Annotated in this window: 14 protein-coding genes; 12 read left to right on the top strand and 2 right to left on the bottom strand. The window is 51.5% G+C overall.

What is annotated here, in order from left to right; all coding sequences use genetic code 11:
- The first annotated feature begins 20 nt into the window (after positions 1–20).
- Positions 21–398 (top strand): hypothetical protein, encoded by a 378-nt coding sequence (locus FOA19_RS04855; protein WP_149089638.1) that lies wholly within the window; start codon positions 21–23, stop codon positions 396–398.
- A 70-nt stretch (positions 399–468) separates the two neighbouring features.
- Entirely contained in the window at positions 469–3,345 is a 2,877-nt protein-coding gene (locus FOA19_RS04850) for a FlgD immunoglobulin-like domain containing protein (protein WP_149089637.1), read from the top strand.
- A gap of 164 nt (positions 3,346–3,509) precedes the next feature.
- Here the strand turns inward: FOA19_RS04850 and hemB are convergent, their stop codons facing one another.
- On the bottom strand, positions 3,510–4,490 hold the full coding sequence (gene hemB, locus FOA19_RS04845; protein WP_149089636.1) for a porphobilinogen synthase: 981 nt from the start codon (positions 4,488–4,490) through the stop codon (positions 3,510–3,512).
- 277 nt (positions 4,491–4,767) lie between these two features.
- Positions 4,768–6,009 carry an ornithine--oxo-acid transaminase gene (gene rocD, locus FOA19_RS04840; RefSeq protein ID WP_149089635.1) on the bottom strand — a complete coding sequence of 414 codons (1,242 nt, stop codon included), beginning with the start codon at positions 6,007–6,009 and terminating at the stop codon, positions 4,768–4,770.
- A 1,249-nt stretch (positions 6,010–7,258) separates the two neighbouring features.
- On the opposite strand from rocD, the gene FOA19_RS04835 reads away from it, so the two are divergent.
- From FOA19_RS04835 to ftsY, 10 genes are all read left to right on the top strand, one after another.
- Entirely contained in the window at positions 7,259–10,672 is a 3,414-nt protein-coding gene (locus FOA19_RS04835; RefSeq protein WP_223808740.1) for a two-component regulator propeller domain-containing protein, read from the top strand.
- Positions 10,673–10,893: 221 nt separating this feature from the next.
- Positions 10,894–12,222: a sensor histidine kinase gene (locus tag FOA19_RS04830; protein WP_223808739.1), complete on the top strand. Its 1,329-nt coding sequence runs from the start codon at positions 10,894–10,896 to the stop codon at positions 12,220–12,222.
- Between the two features lie 35 nt (positions 12,223–12,257).
- Positions 12,258–12,638, top strand: a complete 381-nt coding sequence (locus FOA19_RS04825; RefSeq protein ID WP_149089633.1) for a response regulator — start codon at positions 12,258–12,260, stop codon at positions 12,636–12,638.
- Positions 12,631–13,671, top strand: a complete 1,041-nt coding sequence (locus FOA19_RS04820) for an adenylate/guanylate cyclase domain-containing protein (protein ID WP_149089632.1) — start codon at positions 12,631–12,633, stop codon at positions 13,669–13,671. Before FOA19_RS04825 ends, FOA19_RS04820 begins: the two co-directional genes overlap by 8 nt.
- A gap of 280 nt (positions 13,672–13,951) precedes the next feature.
- Positions 13,952–14,149 carry a DUF5522 domain-containing protein gene (locus tag FOA19_RS04815; RefSeq protein WP_149089631.1) on the top strand — a complete coding sequence of 66 codons (198 nt, stop codon included), beginning with the start codon at positions 13,952–13,954 and terminating at the stop codon, positions 14,147–14,149.
- 110 nt (positions 14,150–14,259) lie between these two features.
- Positions 14,260–14,499, top strand: a complete 240-nt coding sequence (gene rpmB / locus FOA19_RS04810; protein WP_149089630.1) for a 50S ribosomal protein L28 — start codon at positions 14,260–14,262, stop codon at positions 14,497–14,499.
- Positions 14,500–14,544: 45 nt separating this feature from the next.
- Positions 14,545–16,128: an aminopeptidase P N-terminal domain-containing protein gene (locus FOA19_RS04805; RefSeq protein WP_223808738.1), complete on the top strand. Its 1,584-nt coding sequence runs from the start codon at positions 14,545–14,547 to the stop codon at positions 16,126–16,128.
- A 230-nt stretch (positions 16,129–16,358) separates the two neighbouring features.
- A complete protein-coding gene (gene rpmG / locus FOA19_RS04800; RefSeq protein WP_062543030.1) occupies positions 16,359–16,547 on the top strand; it encodes a 50S ribosomal protein L33 in 189 nt (62 codons plus the stop codon).
- 2 nt (positions 16,548–16,549) lie between these two features.
- Complete coding sequence (locus FOA19_RS04795) at positions 16,550–16,702, top strand: DUF4295 domain-containing protein (protein WP_071887815.1); 153 nt, start codon at positions 16,550–16,552, stop codon at positions 16,700–16,702.
- A gap of 108 nt (positions 16,703–16,810) precedes the next feature.
- Complete coding sequence (gene ftsY / locus FOA19_RS04790) at positions 16,811–17,770, top strand: signal recognition particle-docking protein FtsY (protein WP_149089628.1); 960 nt, start codon at positions 16,811–16,813, stop codon at positions 17,768–17,770.
- Positions 17,771–17,984: the final 214 nt, after the last annotated feature.

Below are 17,984 nucleotides of genomic sequence, written 5' to 3'. Positions count from 1 at the left end.
ACCAAGACGGCCAAACAGAGATGCCTAAATCTTCTAAGCTCAACACCATTACAGAGAAACTGCCGGTACCTGACCAGAAGCCAGTTGCGCCCGGCCGTGCCCGCGCCGTACTGGAGGTGGTGAGGATCTTGCCAGACCTGGAGCCCGCAGGCAACGGGCCCTGCAGCCAGGCGCCCTGCAAAGCCGAGGTGCGCATTACGCAGGTGCTGGGCTACGGAGCTGGCTTTAACAAATCCTTGGGGCAGGGGCAACAGATGTCGGTTTACTTTCCCATGACGGTGCAGGCTGGCAAGGGCAGACCTGGCGTAACCGCCGGAAAGAAAATCAAAGCCGAACTGAAAAGCTCCCTGACCGAAGGTGGCCCCCTGGTAATTCACTCTTACGCCTTGTCAGACTGAATTTTATAGCCGACTTTTTGCCTAACCTATCATAAACCAACAGTACATCAGACCAAACCTTACATTTTTCATGGAACGTTTAACCCCGCAGCGCCAATTCTGGATGTCAGGCGCTTTGCTTCTTTTCTTTGGGGCGCTACTATACTTTGCATCTTCCCCGGTTTTCAAAGGCACCCGGAAAACGCATTTCTCGGCTCAGGGCCTTAAAGAGGCGGGCCGGGTGGCACGCGCAGAGCGCCTGCATAAGAAAGGCGCTATTGGCAGCGAGGAAGACCCCAATGCCCGGCAGGCATATGAGGTGGCGCGGCTCAGAGACCCGGCCACCGGTAAAATCCCCGAGGGAATCCGGGAGTTGGAGTTGGCTTATTCCAATAGAATCCTCACGGCAGAGCAGGTCCTGTTCCAGGCGAATCCTTATGCCCGTTTGGCCACTTTCACCTGGGACAGACGCGGACCTTATAACGTAGGCGGCCGTACCCGCGCCTTGGCCATTGACGTGGCCAATGAGAACAACATATTGGCTGGCGGCGTGTCTGGTGGTATGTGGCGCAGCAGCAACGGCGGTAATTCCTGGGTAAAGGTTACCAACCCCAACATGCTGCACAGTGTTACCACCATCTCGCAGGACAGAAGGGCCGGCAAGCGCAACGTCTGGTACTACGGCACAGGGGAACTGATCGGCAACTCGGCAAATGCGCCCGGCGCCTCTTATTATGGAAACGGGATCTTCAAATCCATTGACAACGGCGTGACCTGGAACCCGCTGCCCAGCACCCAAACCGATGATTATACTCGATTCACCAGCGTATTCCAGTATAACTACCGCGTAGCCACCAACCCAGCCAACACTACCCAAGATGAGGTTTTTGCAGCCACGGCGGGCTCTATCCGGCGGTCTGTCAACGGCGGAACCACCTGGGACTACGTCCTGGGCTTCGGGGCCGATACGGAGGATTTCAACACCAGCCCTTTCTTCACCGATATTGCCATTGGGAATAACGGCGCCATGTACGCGGCCCTGAGCCAATTTGCTAACGGAGGCCGCACCTCCACCAAGAAAGGCATCTACCGTTCCACCAACGGCACCACCTGGACGGACATTACTCCCGCTGAGTTTCCGGATACCTATGAGCGCATCGTGATGGACATTTCTCCGTCTAATGAGAACATTGTGCACTTTTTTGTTTATACCGCGGAGAACGCCGCCAACGAGGCCAACCTTTGGAAATTCCAATATGTGTCTGGTAATGGCAGCGGCGCAGGCGGCACCTGGATCGATCTAAGCGCTAACCTGCCCATGCTGGGCGGCAAGTCTGGGGATTTGGACCTGCAGGGCGGGTACAACATGGTGGTAAGAACCAAACCCACCGATCCTAACATTGTGGTGTTGGGTGGCACCAACCTCTACCGATCTACCAGCGGTTTTACCAACACCACGGCTACTACCAAGATTGGGGGCTACATTGCCTCTAATGCCACCTTTGAACAATACCCCAACCATCACCCAGACCAGCACGAGGTAGTCTTCTATAGGAGCAATCCAAACATGATGATCTCTGCGCATGACGGCGGGCTTTCCAGAACGAACAACGTTTTGGCGGGTACGGTGGCTTATGAGTCTTTGAACCGCGGCTACCAGACCACACAGTTCTACACCGTGGCCTTTGACCTGAACACCACCGATGACTTTGTGGTGGGCGGTATGCAGGACAACGGCTGCTGGGCAGTAGACAACATAGAGGAACAGACCAATTGGGTAGAGCAACTAGGCGGCGATGGGGCCTTTACGGCAGTTACCACGCACTCCATTCTGGTGTCGTCCCAAAGCGGAACAGTGTACCGGTTCGCCTATAATAACAACGGTGACTACACCGGCTACGCCCGTATTGACCCGCCTAAAGCCGGCGGTTATCTGTTCGTGAACCCGTACACCATTGACCCTAACAATGAGTACCAAATGTTCTTGCCGGCCGGTGACACCCTGTGGCGGAATAAGAACATTTCGCAGATTCCGGCTAACAGCACCGGGAACCAGTCTAGCCTGGGCTGGGAAGTAGTGAGCAGGCTGACTTCTTCAGAGGAAATCTCGGCGGTATCGGTGAGTAAGTCGCCTGCCAACGTGGTGTACTTCGGGACTCGGTCCGGGAAGCTCTACAAGTTCAATGATGCATCCGCTACTACCCCTGCCCGTACTACTGTGACAGGAACCAACTTCCCGTCGGGGGCTAACATTGGCTGTATTGCCATTGACCCACGCGATGCGAACAAAGCTATTGTGGTGTTCACCAATTATAAAATCGAAAGCCTTTTCTATACCACCAACGGCGGAACTTCCTGGACGCCTATCTCGGGGAACCTGGAAGAGAGCGGCGATGTGGAAGGAAACGGCCCGTCCACCAGATGGCTTACCATTCTGCCCAGCCCCGATGGCACGACCAAATACCTGGTGGGTACCAGCACCGGACTTTACTCCACGGCCACTCTCAGCGGCAGAAACACCAACTGGATAAGAGAAGGAGCCAGCTCCATTGGCCAGGTGCCGGTAGACATGGTGCTCAGCCGTACCACCGATGACCTGGTGCTGGTAGGTACCCACGGAAACGGGGTGTACAGCCGCCGCTACTCCGGGCCGCTCGCCTCGCAGGAAGAAATCGCCAACGCTGAACAGTTCGGGTTGAAGCAAAACTTCCCTAACCCTTTCCGGCAGGGAGGAGTAACCACCATTCCTTTCGCCCTGGAAAGAGCAGCCAACGTGAAACTGACCGTGTATGACCTGAGCGGAAAAATTGTGGCTACGCTGGTGAACGGTAAGAAACAAGCCGGGGCACACCAGGTTACCTGGGATGGTCGCGCCAGTGGCGGCGGAACCGTAGCCTCCGGCACCTACCTGTATCACCTGACCATAGACGGCAAGCGCTACACCAAGCGCCTGGCCTTCCTGCGGTAAAATGCCCGCTAGCTGAAAAACAGAAGGAGCTGCCCAAGATACCTTGGGCAGCTCCTTCTGTTTTAGAGGTCTATTTCTCATCCAGTTATCAAAGTAGAAAGGGAGCCTCGCTGGGCTCCCTTTCTACTTTAAGGCTGTTTTAAGTAAAACAGGTCAGAAATAGCCTAGCGCTTCACGTACTGGGCAAACTCCTTCGCGAAGTAGGTAAGGATGATGTCAGCGCCGGCGCGTTTCATGCTCAAAAGGGTCTCCAGCATGATCTTCTCGCCATCCAGCCAGCCATTCTGAGCGGCTGCTTTCACCATAGCGTACTCGCCACTCACATTGTAGGCAGCAATAGGCAGGTTGGAGTTGTCACGGAGCGATTTAATCACGTCCAAGTAGGAGAGGGCGGGCTTCACCATGAGGTAATCGGCACCTTCCAGCGTGTCCAGTTCGGCTTCAATGAGGGCTTCGCGGCTGTTGGCAGGGTTCATCTGGTAGGTTTTCTTGTCGCCGTGCTTAGGGGCAGACTCCAGGGCATCGCGGAACGGGCCGTAGAAGCCGCTGGCGTATTTGGCGGTGTAGCTCATAATGGCCACGTTGTAAAAGGCGTGCTTGTCTAGTAACTGACGGATGTGCGCTACGCGGCCGTCCATCATGTCAGAAGGAGCGACAATATCGGCACCGGCCTGCGCCTGGGCCAAAGCCATCTGGCCCAGCACTTCCAAAGACGCATCGTTGATGATCTCGCCGTTGTCCACAATGCCGTCGTGGCCATCGGTGCTGTAAGGGTCCATGGCCACATCGGTCGCCAGCACAATGCCGGGGAATTGACGCTTCAGTTCAGAAATGGTCTTCAGGAAAAGGCCTTCGGGGTTCTTGCTTTCCTGCGCAAAACGGTCTTTCTTTTCCTCAGAGATATTAGGAAACGGCGCGAAGGCCTTGATGCCCAGCTCCACGCATTGGCCTACTTCGTCTACCAGGCGGTCTAAGCTAAAGCGCGAGATACCAGGCATGGAAGGAATGGCTTGCTGCACATTCTGGCCTTCGGTGACAAATATGGGGAAGATTAAATCGTGTAGGGTGAGGTGGTTTTCCTGTACCAGATTACGGATGACATCTGATTTACGGTTCCGGCGGGGCCGGCGGGTTAAATGGTTCATAGCAGCGGTTAGGGTTAAGCAAGCGGTTCCGGCTTTGGAACGGGCCTGCTGCTGATACAACAAAAGCGCCCGGCGAAAAGTGTAGACAGAATGGATATTTTCTGCCTGCCTTCTCCGGCGCGGCGCAAAGGTACGGCCCCTGACGCTCAGATGCTATGTTTTCCCGAATCTTGCCACCGGCAGTGTTTTTGGGCTTGATTTCCTGAAAACAGACATAAAACAAAAGGCTGCCTAAACATGAAGTTCAGGCAGCCTTGTTGAATGGAAGTAAGTTCGTTTAAAACTCCGCCAATGTCTTCTCAATGATGTCGCAGCAGGCGTTCAATTGCTCTTCGGTGATGACCAAAGGCGGCGCGAAGCGGATGATGTCGCCGTGGGTAGGTTTGGCCAGCAGGCCGTTCTCCATCAGTTTCACGCAGACATCCCAGGCGGTACGGCCATCCGGAGTAGGCTGGATGATGACGGCGTTGAGCAAACCACGGCCACGCACCAGGCTCACCAACTCAGGATGACGGGCTTTGAGTTCGTTCATCCGCGCACGGAAAACCTCGCCCAGGCGCATGGCGTTCTCCGTGAGGTTCTCGTCTTGGATCACATCCAGCGCGGCAACGGCCACGGCGCAGGCCAGCGGATTGCCCCCGAAGGTAGAACCGTGCTCCCCTGGTTGGATGCAAAGCATAATACGATCATTGGCGAGGGCCGCGGAAACCGGAAGCACGCCACCCGAGAGGGCTTTGCCCAGAATCAGGATATCGGGTTTCACGCCATCATAGTGAGAGGCCAGCAGTTTGCCCGTGCGGCCAACACCCGTCTGGATTTCGTCAATGATCAGGAGCACGTTGTATTTCTCACACAGGGCTTTGGCGCCGCTCAGGTACCCGTCTGATGGAACCACTACGCCAGCTTCGCCCTGGATGGGCTCTACCATGAAGGCGCAGATGTGGGCGTTTTCTTTCAAGGCTTGCTCCAGAGCCTCCAGGTTGTCGTACGGCAGTACTTTGTAGCCTGGCATGTACGGCCCGAAGCCCACGGTGCTGCTGGGATCGGTGGAGAAGGAGATGATACCGGTGGTGCGCCCGTGGAAGTTGTGCTCCACCACCAAGATCTCGGCCTCGTGCGGCGGAATGCCTTTTTCTTTGTAGCCCCATTTGCGGGCCAATTTCAACGCAGTCTCCACGGCCTCGGCCCCGGAGTTCATCATCAACGCTTTGTCATAGCCGAACAGCTCTGCCAGGTATTTCTCCGTAGGGCCCAGTTTGTCATTGTAAAAGGCGCGCGAAGTAAGCGTGAGTTGCTGGGCTTGCTCGGTAAGCGCCCCAATGATGCGCGGGTGGCAGTGGCCCTGGTTCACAGCGCTGTACGCCGATAGAAAATCATAGTACCGGTTGCCTTCCACGTCCCAGAGAAACACGCCTTCGCCGCGGTTGAGTACCACCGGTAAGGGGTGGTAATTGTGGGCTCCGTATTTGTCTTCTAAGGCAATAGCCTCTTGGCTGGAGGTAACAGCGGAAGTATTCATGTGGTAGTGCATTTAAGGTGAAAGGAAAGGACGAGCGGTATTCCCTGAATCTGTATTTACGGAGGAACCGCTTCCAGAGATAAAAGTAACGAAAAGTCTTTATTCCCAAAGGCAGCACGGATTCGGTTCAGCATCCCTTGCCCCACATTTTAGCCCAATACAAAATATTTACGCTCACTGAATATCGTCGTGGCGGTTTTGTTGGGAGCCGTTATCTTGGGCAATGCCTACAAGTAAAAATTCAAAGCCACAGAGTTTATTGGGTGACTGCCTCCGCTGATGTAGACTTCGCCAGCAATCTGGTGGTCTGGACCAGTTCTTACTTCCCCAGATCAATGGACCTTCGAAGTGCCCTTTCAACATCAACTTGTAGCTTCTAGTCAAATCCAGACATTCCAAATTCTTGAAAAGATAATCAGGTACTCTCCATGCCCTTCCTCTACTTGTCATCCTGGTAAGTAGGGGAATTTGTTTGTAAATGGAGTTACATGAGAAGCCATGCAAAGAAAGGGGAGCATGGTGGAGTACTCTTTTGGCAAATTAGGTGGCAGGTGTCACTTGCTTTTGCAGACTTTTTATGAATTAGTCAATTTAAAACTGTAATAATCATATAGATATCATTATCTTTCCTTTATAGAAAGAAGAATTTGCTTAGCAGGGAAAGGCTCTAGTTACCTAGTCCATTTCTTTAGTGTTTCTCAAATTTTGTCTTGCAACCGAATGGCTGTTAGTGAGATAGAAAAGAAAAGGATAACATCTTTAAAGCAAGCTAGCTAAACTCTTTAAAAAGAGAGAAGCAATAGCAGCAAACCCTTATTAGTAGCTTCCCCATTTCATAGATTGCCTTTACTGCTTGTTTTATGTCTTGAACATGGAATACAAGGAATCCAGGTTTAAAAGCTTCTTATTGCTTCCCCCTCCTTATGAATTGCGAGACTCAAGTCTCAGATAGGTATTGCCATTTCGCTCAAGCTTTGCTTATAAAGGTGCTTTCCAAAACGGAAACCTTGCCGGTGCAATTGAAGAGATACTTGTACAGCATTTCTTTACTAGCATTCAGCGGATCCAAATCAAGGAATTGAGTGGGAGTAAGGTATCGCGCATCGTTGCCAGAATTGAAAATTAGCTAAGTGCCTTCTAAACGCATGATATGAAAAACCTTTTACTCCTTTTTTTCTGTCTTACTGCCTTTGCCTCCGCAGGCCAACTTAGAGAGCCCAATTTTACCAGGTTATCGGTAGAAAACGGGATGCCGGAAAATTGGGCCGTTTGCTCTTTGCAAGACAAACACGGGTATCTGTGGTTTGGCACCCAGAATGGGTTGGTACGCTATGATGGCTATAAGGTGAAGGTGTACAACCTAGAGACCGCTGATAAAAAGGAACAGAACTACAGGGCTATCAGAGCTATCAGAGAAGACAGCGCGGGGATCATTTGGGTTGGAACGATAACAAATGGTTTATACAGATACAACCGTGCCACTGACAACTTTACCCATTTTCCCCATCTCTCCAAAGAAGGAAAGCCACTGGTAAATGAAATTACACATAATATTCTTACAGATGTAAAAGGTATTCTCTGGACTTTGAATGTAGATGGAGATAGAAAGTGGCACATTGACCGCATCAAACTTAAGACGGGTGGTTTTACCACCTATGACTCGCTTTCCCAAGGGAAGTTCAATCTCCCTACCGGTACCTATAACGACCTCTTTCGGGATTCAAAAGGTCAGGTCTGGTTGGCGACAGACAACGGGCTCTATAGATTCAATGCAAAGCAGGAGAGGTTCACGGGGTGCCTGGTCAGCCAGGATACAGCTAGAAAGAATGGAATAATAACCATTTATGAGGCACCCTCCCAACCTGGGGTGCTGTGGCTAGCGCAGAAGACTAAGGCCGGCAATGCCCTAGTCCGGTTCAACACAGCAAATAACAAGGCCACCTTCTATAAAAACCAGAGCTTATCTAAGGGGTATGGAAGTGTGCAAACCATTTTTGAGGACAGAAGCAAAAAGCTTTGGGTAGGCACCACCAAAGGAATTGCCCGGTTTGACACGGCTACCAATACCTTCGCCTCCTACGCCGTTAACGATAAAAACCTAGAGCTGACGGCAGACAGCTGCTTTAATATAAAGGAAGGGCGTGACGGGGCCTTATGGGTGTTGTCTGGCAAAGGGTTGCTGCACCTGCCCTCGACTAGGGCCAAATTGAGCCGTTACACGGCTGACCTTGCTTTACCCGATGGGTTACCATTCAATGTTCTATGGAGTTCCTTGATAGACCGGAACGGAGGAGTATGGGTGGCAATCAGAAACTTCGGGGTGTACAGGTTGAACGAAGTGCAGTCCCAATTTGAGTTCATTCACCATACCGGGGACAAAACGGGATACCCGGGTGGGACAGCCTACAGCATTGCCCTCCTGAAGACGGGGAACTATCTGGTCTCTACCCCGCTGGGGCTTTATGAAAGCGATAAGAATCTTAAGAAGTTTACGGCTGTACCGCTTCCCGGGCAAGACGGTTCGCCGGTCATAACTTACTCAATTTTTGTAGACAAGGCTGGCATCGCCTGGATAGGCAGCGCCCAACACGGTTTGTTCCGGTATAACCCTATGTCAAAGCAGGTCATCAACTATCAGAACATAAAAGGTGATTCTTCCTCTTTGAGTCATAATCAGGTTAGGAGTGTACTGGAAGATAGAAGTGGAAGATTATGGGTTGGTACCTTTGGCGGAGGTTTATGCCGGTTTGACCAGAGAACAGGTAAGTTTGAGCGCTTCCCCTTTATTATCAATTCAGGTACTACTATCCCTGAAAAAGGGGAGTTGGACGATGACCAAGTTGGTTCATTGCTGGAAGACCGGAGCGGAACGTTATGGGTGGGGACCAATCAAGGAGGCTTGAACAAGCTGGATCAGAAAACAGGGAAGTTCACCTCCTTCCATAATCATGAAAAAGGGCTTCAATCCGTCACTTCTATCCATGAAGACCGGGCCGGAAGGCTCTGGGCCGGAACGTATGTTAGAGGTCTGTTTCTGGTGGACAGAGAGAAGGGGGTTCTGAGAAAGTTTACGGAGAAGGAAGGATTGCTGTATGATCAAATCTATATCATCAGGGAAGACGCTGCTGGGAAGCTTTGGCTGGGAGGCGGCAGGGGGTACTCCATCTTCAACCCGACAGATTTTTCCGTTACCACCCTTTCTTCCCGCAACAGGCTACCCTCAGCAGATTTGTCAACATGGGGTAATGCTACCGCCACCAACGGAGATTGGCTGGTGGGTACGCGTAATGGCATCCTGCGTTTTAACCCAGATAAGCTAGTCTCCAATGCTACCTTGCCCCAGGTACTGCTGGAGAAAATAAGCTACCTAAAAAGCGGGCAAGACAGCAAGGAGGAAACTAGTGTTTTGTGGCCGGGTGCAGAGAAGTTGGAGTTGAAGCACAATGAGAACCGGGTCACGTTTCAGTTTACCGGTATCCATTACACCAACCCAGCCCTCAACCGCTACCAATACAAATTGGAGGGATATGACCAACACTGGCTGGACGGCGGGGACCAGCGCTCCGTCACCTACACCAACCTCTCGCCCGGCACCTATACCTTTTCCGTGAAAGCGGCCAGCAGTGACGGGGTCTGGAATGAGGAAGCAGCCTCGGTTACGGTGGTCATTCGATCGCCGTGGTGGCAGACCTGGTGGGCGTACGTCTTATACGTCTTGCTCTTTGCAGCTTTGGTGTGGGGATTCATCAGAGTCCGGTCCAAAGCTCTGCTTAAAGAGAACAAGGTGCTGGAGGAGAAAGTGTCGCACAGAACGGCGCAGTTGCAAACCTCCCTGGAAGAACTGAAAGTCACCCAAAATCAACTTATTCAATCAGAGAAAATGGCCTCGCTGGGTGAACTCACCGCCGGCATCGCGCATGAGATCCAGAACCCGCTCAACTTCGTGAACAACTTCTCTGAGGTAAGTGTGGAGCTACTAGAGGAAATGCAGGAAGAACTGCAGCGCGGCGAAACCGAGGAGGCCCTGATCATTGCTTCTGGCGTGAAGGAAAACCTGCAGAAAATAAGCCACCACGGCAAACGTGCCGACAGCATTGTGAAAGGCATGCTCCAGCACTCGCAGAACCATAGCGGGCAGAAAGCTCCCACAGACCTGAATTCATTGGTAGACGAATACCTGCGCCTCAGCTACCATGGGCTGCGAGCAAGGGATAAAAGCTTCAATGCTGAGTTGGTCACCGATTTGGATGGTACTCTTCCTAAGATAGAGGTAGTGGCCCAAGACCTGGGGAGGGTATTTCTTAATCTGTTCAACAACGCTTTCTATGCTGTACAGCAAAAGAAGAAAGCAGAAGGCCCGGGGTTTCATCCGCAGGTGAGCGTTAAAACGAAAATAACAGAGCACGGCGTGCTGATTGAAATACGTGACAACGGAATAGGTATTCCGGTGGGCATCCAGAACAAAATCCTGCAGCCCTTCTTTACCACCAAACCTACCGGCGAGGGAACAGGCCTGGGCTTGTCGCTTAGCTATGATATCATTGTCAAAGGGCACGGGGGCGGGCTGAAAATAGACAGCCAGGAAGGGGCGTACACTACCTTCTCCGTAACGCTTCCATTCCAAAAAGTGGAGGTTGCCCAAAGGACGCATGCGCTTGTCTGAAAAGCCTTTAAGAGTCAACTCGGCAAAATCAAAATGGCTAGTTGCGTGTAATCAATTCTTGGTGTTTTAAGGCAGATTTCGGCTAAACAGCCTCAAAACACCAAGGCTTACACAGGCAGAATCCCTTACACAAGTACTTGCTGTTTTAGGCCAGATTTCCGGAATACGGCTTCAAAACAGGTCCTCAAAATTTAAGATTTGCGAAGCCCTAAAAGTCACCTATGGAGAACACAAAGATCACCTTGCTACATCATCCCTCAGATCCAGTGCTGGAGGCTGATTTGCTACAGGTCCATCTGGCTTTGATGGAAGCCACCTTGCTGGCACCGGATGATTTTGAAGGAGTGATCCGGAGATGTGGGGCGGAAGATTTGACGGCTTGCGGCACTGGGAAAGACGAGGTCCTTTCCTCAGTTGAGGAGTATGTACGGCTGATCGCCCGCTCCAAGGCGCAGTTACCCCTAGGTTTGGCGTATCATTATGAAAACCTGAACATCAGAATCGTTGGGGAGGTGGCGTTGCTGGACGGGGTCATAGATTTGAGCTTTGCTTTGGCAGAGGAACGGGTGCACATGAACACGCGGCTATCGGCGGCTTATCAACGTAAAGGCCAAAGTTGGAAGGCGATTCATGTCCATTTGTCTTTCCCTTCTTCTGAGCAGGCAGAAGGGGAGTCCTGGCCCATTGATGTTTTGAAAGCCAGAAACCAGGAACTGGAGGAAAAGGTGGCCCGACGAACCGAAGAGTTACGGACTTCGCTGGAAAAACTGAAAAACACCCAAACTCAACTCATCCAGGCAGAAAAATTAGCCTCCTTGGGCGAACTCACCGCCGGCATAGCCCATGAGATCCAGAACCCGCTCAACTTCGTGAACAACTTCTCTGAAGTCAATGCTGAGTTGTTGATTGAATTAAAAGAAGAAATAATAGGAGGCAATACTGCGGAAGCCCTTATCTTAGCAGAGGATATCCACCAGAACATGGGCAAGATCGTGCATCATGGCCGGCGGGCAGACAGCATTGTGAAAAACATGCTGCAACACGCCCGGCAGCCCAGCGGAGAGAAGGAGTTTGTCAACCTGAACGCCTTGGTAGATGAATACCTGCGGCTCAGCTACCATGGGTTGCGTGCCAAAGATAAAAGCTTCAATGCCACCATGGAAACCGATTTTGACGAGGCAGTGGGGAAAGTGGAAATGTTGCCGCAGGAAATGGGCCGCGTGCTGCTCAATTTGTTCAACAACGCCTTCTACTCAGTGGTTGAGAAAAAAAGAGTATTGGGCACCGCATTTAAGCCCATTCTTTATGTGGCTACAAAGAAAACAGAGAGCGGCATAGAAATAAAAGTGAAAGACAATGGCATGGGCATACCGGAAGAAGTGCTGGCTAAAATCTACCAGCCTTTCTTTACCACCAAGCCCACCGGCGAGGGTACGGGCCTGGGCCTTTCCATGAGTTATGACATTGTCACCAAAGGGCACGGCGGCTCCATGAAGGCCCATACAAAAGAAGGAGAGTACGCCGAGTTTGATATTTTACTGCCCGCGTAACAAATTAAACTTAGACCAGAGAAAAGACCAGGCGCATGAACATACTAGTAGTAGATGATGAACAGGACATGCAGCTTCTTTTTGAGCAGCGCTTCCGCAAAGAGATACGGGAAAAGCAGATGCGGTTCGCCTTTGCCAACTCCGGAGAGGAGGCCCTGGCCTACATGCGCGCACACCACCATGAAGCCGTGCTCATTCTGTCAGATATCAACATGCCGGGCATGAGCGGTCTGGAGTTGTTGCAACACATCAAAGAAAAGTACGAGACCCCACCGCCCGTGGTCATGATGGTGACGGCCTACGGCGATGAGGAGAACTACAATAATGCCATGCGTTTGGGGGCCAATGACTTTCTGACCAAGCCCCTGGACTTTTCCCTTTTAAGAGACAAATTAAAAACACAGCTCCATGACTAAGATACTGGTAGCCGATGATGAGGTGGATCTGGAGATGCTCATTAAGCAGAAATTCAGGAAGCAGATACGGGAGCAGAAATACGAGTTTGTTTTTGCCTTAAATGGGAACGAGGCCCTGGCCAAACTGGTAGAGCACCCAGACATTTCCATTCTGCTGAGTGACATCAACATGCCCGAGATGGATGGCCTGAGTCTGCTGACTAAAATATCAGAATCTAATCCGCTGGTGAAAGCAGTCATGGTCTCAGCCTACGGCGACATGGACAACATCCGGACAGCCATGAACCGAGGCGCTTTTGACTTCGTTTGCAAGCCCGTTAACTTCAATGACCTTGAGTTGACCATTGAGAAAACCCTGAAACACGTCACGCAGATCAGAAAAACCCTGCAGGCGGTAAAGGAAAACAGCATTCTGCGCATGTATGTAGACGAGAATGTGCTGAACTTTATGGGTACCCGCGAATTTGAGACCTCGCTCCTGACCAACGAGACGCTGGAGGTAAGTGTGGTGTTCATAGACATATGCAGCTTCACTGCCATCAGCGAAACCCAGCCCGCCGATGTGGTGGTGCGTCTGCTGAATACCTATTTTGACGCCATGGTGAAAGAGATCATCGCCCAGGGCGGCTACATTGACAAGTTCATCGGGGATGCCATCATGGCTGTCTTCAAAGGTGATTTTCACCTAGACCGCGCAGTAGAGGCTAGTCTGGCCGTGCGCAAGCAAATAGACGAGATGCCGGCCCAGGGAGAACACGGCGGGTATATGCCCAAAGTCTCCATCGGGATCAATAGCGGCGAGGTTATTTCCGGCAACATCGGTTCGGCTACCCTCCGGCGCCTGGACTACACGGTGATAGGGGATGTAGTCAACACGGCGCAAAGGTTGCAGAGCGCGGCCATGCCCGGCCAGATTATGGTAAACGAAGAATGCTATGAGCAAATCAAAGACTCATTCCATTGCCAGAAAGTAGGGGAGATGTCTCTTAAGAATAAAGCCCTTTCTATGGTGGCATACGAAGTAGTACAATAACGGGCGTTCAAAGGCGAGAGGGGTTTTCTGACGAGCAAGTTTGACAAGAGCACCTGCTGCGACATCATCTTTACGGTGATTACCCAATTAGAATTGCAGCGGCTTAAAACATGACGTACGAAACAGATGCAAAAGCTTTTGTCTTCGCGATCACCAGCCAGGAGGCTTTCAGTGGGATAGTTAAACGCATAGGTAGCCACTAAAGATAATCAAGCAGCACTGGCTGCGGTTTGCTCGATCCTAGCTTTCTTACCAGCCCGGTAAGTCGTATCTTTGCGGCATGAAACCAAAACCGCTGCCGCTGGAGCCCGGCGACTTTTATTTCAACGAGCAGGGGCTCATGGTTTTCACCCAGCAGTACCACCTTCGGCGTGGTTACTGCTGCCAGAGCGGCTGCAAGCATTGCCCTTACGGATTCACCAAAAAGGGGAATTCTGCCCCGGCAGATGGAAGCAAAAAGGACGCTGAGGCGGGTTAAAACACTTTTGAAGAACGCATTAAAGAAAAAAGTTGAAGGCAAGGGTTGACATTGCACAACTTTTTGCGGATATTTGCATCCCTTTTGTAATAAACGATACTAACGATACAATGGCACGAGTTTGTGATTTAACCGGTAAAAGAGTGCAGGTGGGTAACCGCGTTTCGCACGCCAACAATAAAACAAAACGCAAGTTTTACCCGAACTTGCAGAAAAAGCGCTTCTACATCCCAGAAGAGGATGCTTGGGTGACTTTGAAAGTTTCTACTTCTGCGCTCCGCACGATCTCTAAAAACGGTATTTCTGCCGTTTTGAAGAAAGCCAAAGAAGACGGTTACATCGTTTACTAAACTTCTGCCATGAAGGCTCTGCGACACCTTTGTTTTACATTGCTTGTGTCGCTGCCGATAGGGGTGACCGCGCAATCAACTGGCCCGGACAAACCTGCGGATTTCCTGGATAAAGAATTTCACCGGCAACGGAGAGAGGCCCTGCGGCAAAAGCTGCCGGCCCACTCCGTTGCCGTTTTGTTTTCCAATCCGGTGAGAAACAGGGCCAACGACGTGGACTTCAACTTCCACCAAGACCCTGATTTCTACTACCTCACCGGCTACCGCGAGCCTAACTCCGTTTTGCTCCTGTTTTCAGAACAACACGTCATAAACGGCGTGGCTACCCAGGAAGTACTGTTCGCGCAGCCCCGCAACCCGCAGCGTGAGTCCTGGACCGGCAAGCGCCTGGGCGAGGAAGGCGTGAAGCAGCACCTTGGTTTAACGCACGCCCTGCCGGCCACCGCCTTCGCCAACTTCAAGCTGGACACGGCCGCCTTTGACCAAATCCTGTTCCTGAACCTGCCCACGGATCTAAGAAACGAGCCCGGTGACAAAGCCGATCTGTATGATTTGGTGGCGCAGTTCCGGCAGAAGATTGGCGTCTCTCCTACCCAGGATTTCGCCCATCAGGAACTCTACCAAATTATCAAGCAATACGATGCCCAGGCCGGCGACAAGGTGAAGCAGGAGGTGCAGCGGCAGATGGGCGCCAGCCCCAACCTGAGCAACAACGCCTTCCTGAAAAGTTACCTAGCCGCCAAAGATGCACCCGCCCGGGCTGCCCTGGTCGCAAACATGCCCAAGGAGAAGTTTGATTTATCGGCACTGGAGACGGTGTTGGCTGAAATGCGGGAATCCAAAACTCCCGAGGAAATGAAGCTGCTCCGCAAGGCCATTGCTATGTCGGCCATCGGGCAGTTGGAGGTGATGAAAGCTATGCAGCCCAACATGTCAGAAACCGAGGTGCAGGGCATCCATGAGTTCGTATACAAAAAGTACGGGGCTGAGTACGAGGGCTATCCGTCTATTGTGGGTGCGGGCAACAATGGCTGCATCCTGCATTATATCGAAAACGAGAAACCAAAGCTGGGCAACGAGTTGGTGCTGATGGATCTGGGCGCCGAGTACCACGGCTATACCGCCGATGTGACCCGTACCATTCCGGCCAACGGGAAGTTTACCCAAGAGCAGAAGCAGATCTATGAATTGGTGTATGCCGCCCAAGAGGCCGGGTTCAAGGAGTGCAAAGTAGGCAATATGTTCAGCGCTCCTAACGTAGCCGCGCAAGCGGTACTGGCCGAAGGTTTAGTCAAATTAGGCATCATTAAGAAAGCCGAGGAGGCGCGCCGCTACACCATGCACGGCGTGTCGCATTACCTAGGCCTGGACGTACACGACCGCGGCTCCTACGGGCCTTTCAAAGCCAACACGGTGATTACCGTGGAGCCCGGCATCTACATCCCCGAGGGTAGCCCTTGTGATAAGAAATGGTGGGGCATAGGCGTGCGCATTGAGGACGACGTGCTCATCACCGACAAAGGCTGGGAGAACTTGTCGGTGGGCGCGCCCCGTACGGTGAAAGACATTGAGGCGGCCATGGCCAAGCCAAGCCCGCTGGATAACTTCAAACTGCCGGAGTTAAAGTAAGGGCATCGGCCGCTAGAGGCAAGTCTCAAATTCAGAAGGGGTTTTGGAGCCGTTTTACAGAAAACAGGCTCTAAAGGAACTAAAGCACGGTGCTTCAACTTAGGGAAGTGAAACGAAGCGGGTGTTCAGGCACAAACTGTGTGATACACAAAGTAAAAAAGTAGAAAAGCATTTGTAATTACAGGACTGGCCTCGTATATTTGCAGTCCTAAATAAAAATCAACTTCGCGATGGCAAAGAAAGCTAAAGGCAATAGAGTTCAGGTGATTTTGGAGTGCACTGAGCAGAAAAACTCCGGCGTACCTGGCATGTCTCGGTATATCACTACCAAAAACAGAAAGAACACTCCTGAGCGTTTGGAGATGAAGAAGTTCAATCCGTTCATGAAGAAAGTTACCGTACATAAAGAAATTAAATAACCATGGCTAAGAAAGTAGTAGCAACCCTGAAGACCGCCACTGGTAAAGACTGGGCAAAGGTGATCAAAGCTGTTAAGTCTCCTAAGACTGGAGCCTACACCTTCAGAGAAGAGATGGTGCCGATTGACCAAGTGCAAGACGCCCTCAAAAAATAATTGCCGATATCGCATTGATGATATACCTGTAAAAGTCCCTCCATACCAGGGACTTTTTTGGTATATTCTTATTTCTAATTTTTACTTCCAATAGTTCCCTAGACCGCTATGGCACTTTTCGGTTTCTTCAGCAAAGACAAAAAAGAATCTCTGGACAAAGGTCTGGAGAAAACCAAAACCTCCTTCTTTGACCAACTCAGCAAAGCCGTCGTGGGCAAGTCTAAGGTGGATGAAGAGGTACTGGATGAGCTGGAGACCGTTCTGGTACATGCTGATGTAGGGATTGGTACCACCGTCAAGATCATTGACCGCATTGAGAAGCGCGTTGCCCGTGACAAGTACGTGGGGACCTCAGACCTGGACCGCATCCTGCGCGAAGAGATCATGGACCTTATGGAGGAGAACAAAGGCGGTGTGGCCGCCGATTTCACCCTCCCAGACACCGGCGGCAACCCGTACGTGATCATGGTGGTAGGCGTGAATGGCGTAGGCAAGACTACTACTATTGGTAAGCTGGCCTCGCAGTTCCACAAAGCAGGCAAGAAAGTAGTACTGGGCGCAGGCGATACATTCAGGGCCGCTGCGGTAGACCAACTCAAAATCTGGGGCGACCGCGTAGGCATCCCGGTGATTGACCACGGCATGAACACCGATCCGGCCTCCGTGGCGTATGATGCGGTGAAGAAAGGCGTGGAAATGAACGCTGATGTAGTGATCATTGACACCGCCGGCCGTCTGCACACCAAAGTGGGTCTGATGAACGAGTTGTCTAAGATCAAGCGCGTGATGCAGAAAGTGATTGAAGACGCTCCGCAGGAAGTATTGCTGGTTTTGGACGGCAGCACCGGTCAGAACGCTGTGATCCAAGCCCGCGAGTTCACCAAAGCCACCGAGGTAACTGCCCTGGCAGTGACCAAGCTGGACGGAACGGCCAAAGGCGGTGTGATCATTGGTATTTCTGACGAGTTCAAGATTCCGGTGAAATACATTGGGGTAGGTGAGCGCGTGGAAGACCTGCAGGTTTTTGACAAACGAGAGTTCGTGGACTCATTGTTCTCCAAGAAATAGTAAGTTGTTTTGGGCCTGTTTTGAAAAAAGTAGGCTCAAAACAGGAAAGCCTTTCCTACTTCTTATTTCTTCCTGCTTCAAGTTTTCAACTTGGAGCAACCATTGACGCAGGTTTTCAACTTGCGATATGTGGAAGTAGAAAGGTCTGGAAGACGGACGTCGAGGCTTATGCCTCACGAAAGTTGCAAACTTCAGATCAAAGTAGGTCCAAGTT

This window comes from Rufibacter hautae, from assembly GCF_008271695.1.
Lineage (GTDB): Bacteria > Bacteroidota > Bacteroidia > Cytophagales > Hymenobacteraceae > Nibribacter > Nibribacter hautae.
The sequence above is the reverse complement of the archived record's forward strand: the minus strand, read 5'-3'. Positions and strand labels throughout refer to the sequence as shown.

Excerpts from the sequence above, each read along its gene's own strand:
- FOA19_RS04855 (WP_149089638.1), top strand. The coding sequence starts at position 21 with ATGCCTAAATCTTCTAAGCTCAACACCATTACAGAGAAACTGCCGGTA.
- FOA19_RS04850 (WP_149089637.1), top strand. The coding sequence starts at position 469 with ATGGAACGTTTAACCCCGCAGCGCCAATTCTGGATGTCAGGCGCTTTG.
- hemB (WP_149089636.1), bottom strand. The coding sequence starts at position 4,490 with ATGAACCATTTAACCCGCCGGCCCCGCCGGAACCGTAAATCAGATGTC.
- rocD (WP_149089635.1), bottom strand. The coding sequence starts at position 6,009 with ATGAATACTTCCGCTGTTACCTCCAGCCAAGAGGCTATTGCCTTAGAA.
- FOA19_RS04835 (WP_223808740.1), top strand. The coding sequence starts at position 7,259 with ATGCCGGAAAATTGGGCCGTTTGCTCTTTGCAAGACAAACACGGGTAT.
- FOA19_RS04830 (WP_223808739.1), top strand. The coding sequence starts at position 10,894 with ATGGAGAACACAAAGATCACCTTGCTACATCATCCCTCAGATCCAGTG.
- FOA19_RS04825 (WP_149089633.1), top strand. The coding sequence starts at position 12,258 with ATGAACATACTAGTAGTAGATGATGAACAGGACATGCAGCTTCTTTTT.
- FOA19_RS04820 (WP_149089632.1), top strand. The coding sequence starts at position 12,631 with ATGACTAAGATACTGGTAGCCGATGATGAGGTGGATCTGGAGATGCTC.
- FOA19_RS04815 (WP_149089631.1), top strand. The coding sequence starts at position 13,952 with ATGAAACCAAAACCGCTGCCGCTGGAGCCCGGCGACTTTTATTTCAAC.
- rpmB (WP_149089630.1), top strand. The coding sequence starts at position 14,260 with ATGGCACGAGTTTGTGATTTAACCGGTAAAAGAGTGCAGGTGGGTAAC.
- rpmG (WP_062543030.1), top strand. The coding sequence starts at position 16,359 with ATGGCAAAGAAAGCTAAAGGCAATAGAGTTCAGGTGATTTTGGAGTGC.
- FOA19_RS04795 (WP_071887815.1), top strand. The coding sequence starts at position 16,550 with ATGGCTAAGAAAGTAGTAGCAACCCTGAAGACCGCCACTGGTAAAGAC.
- ftsY (WP_149089628.1), top strand. The coding sequence starts at position 16,811 with ATGGCACTTTTCGGTTTCTTCAGCAAAGACAAAAAAGAATCTCTGGAC.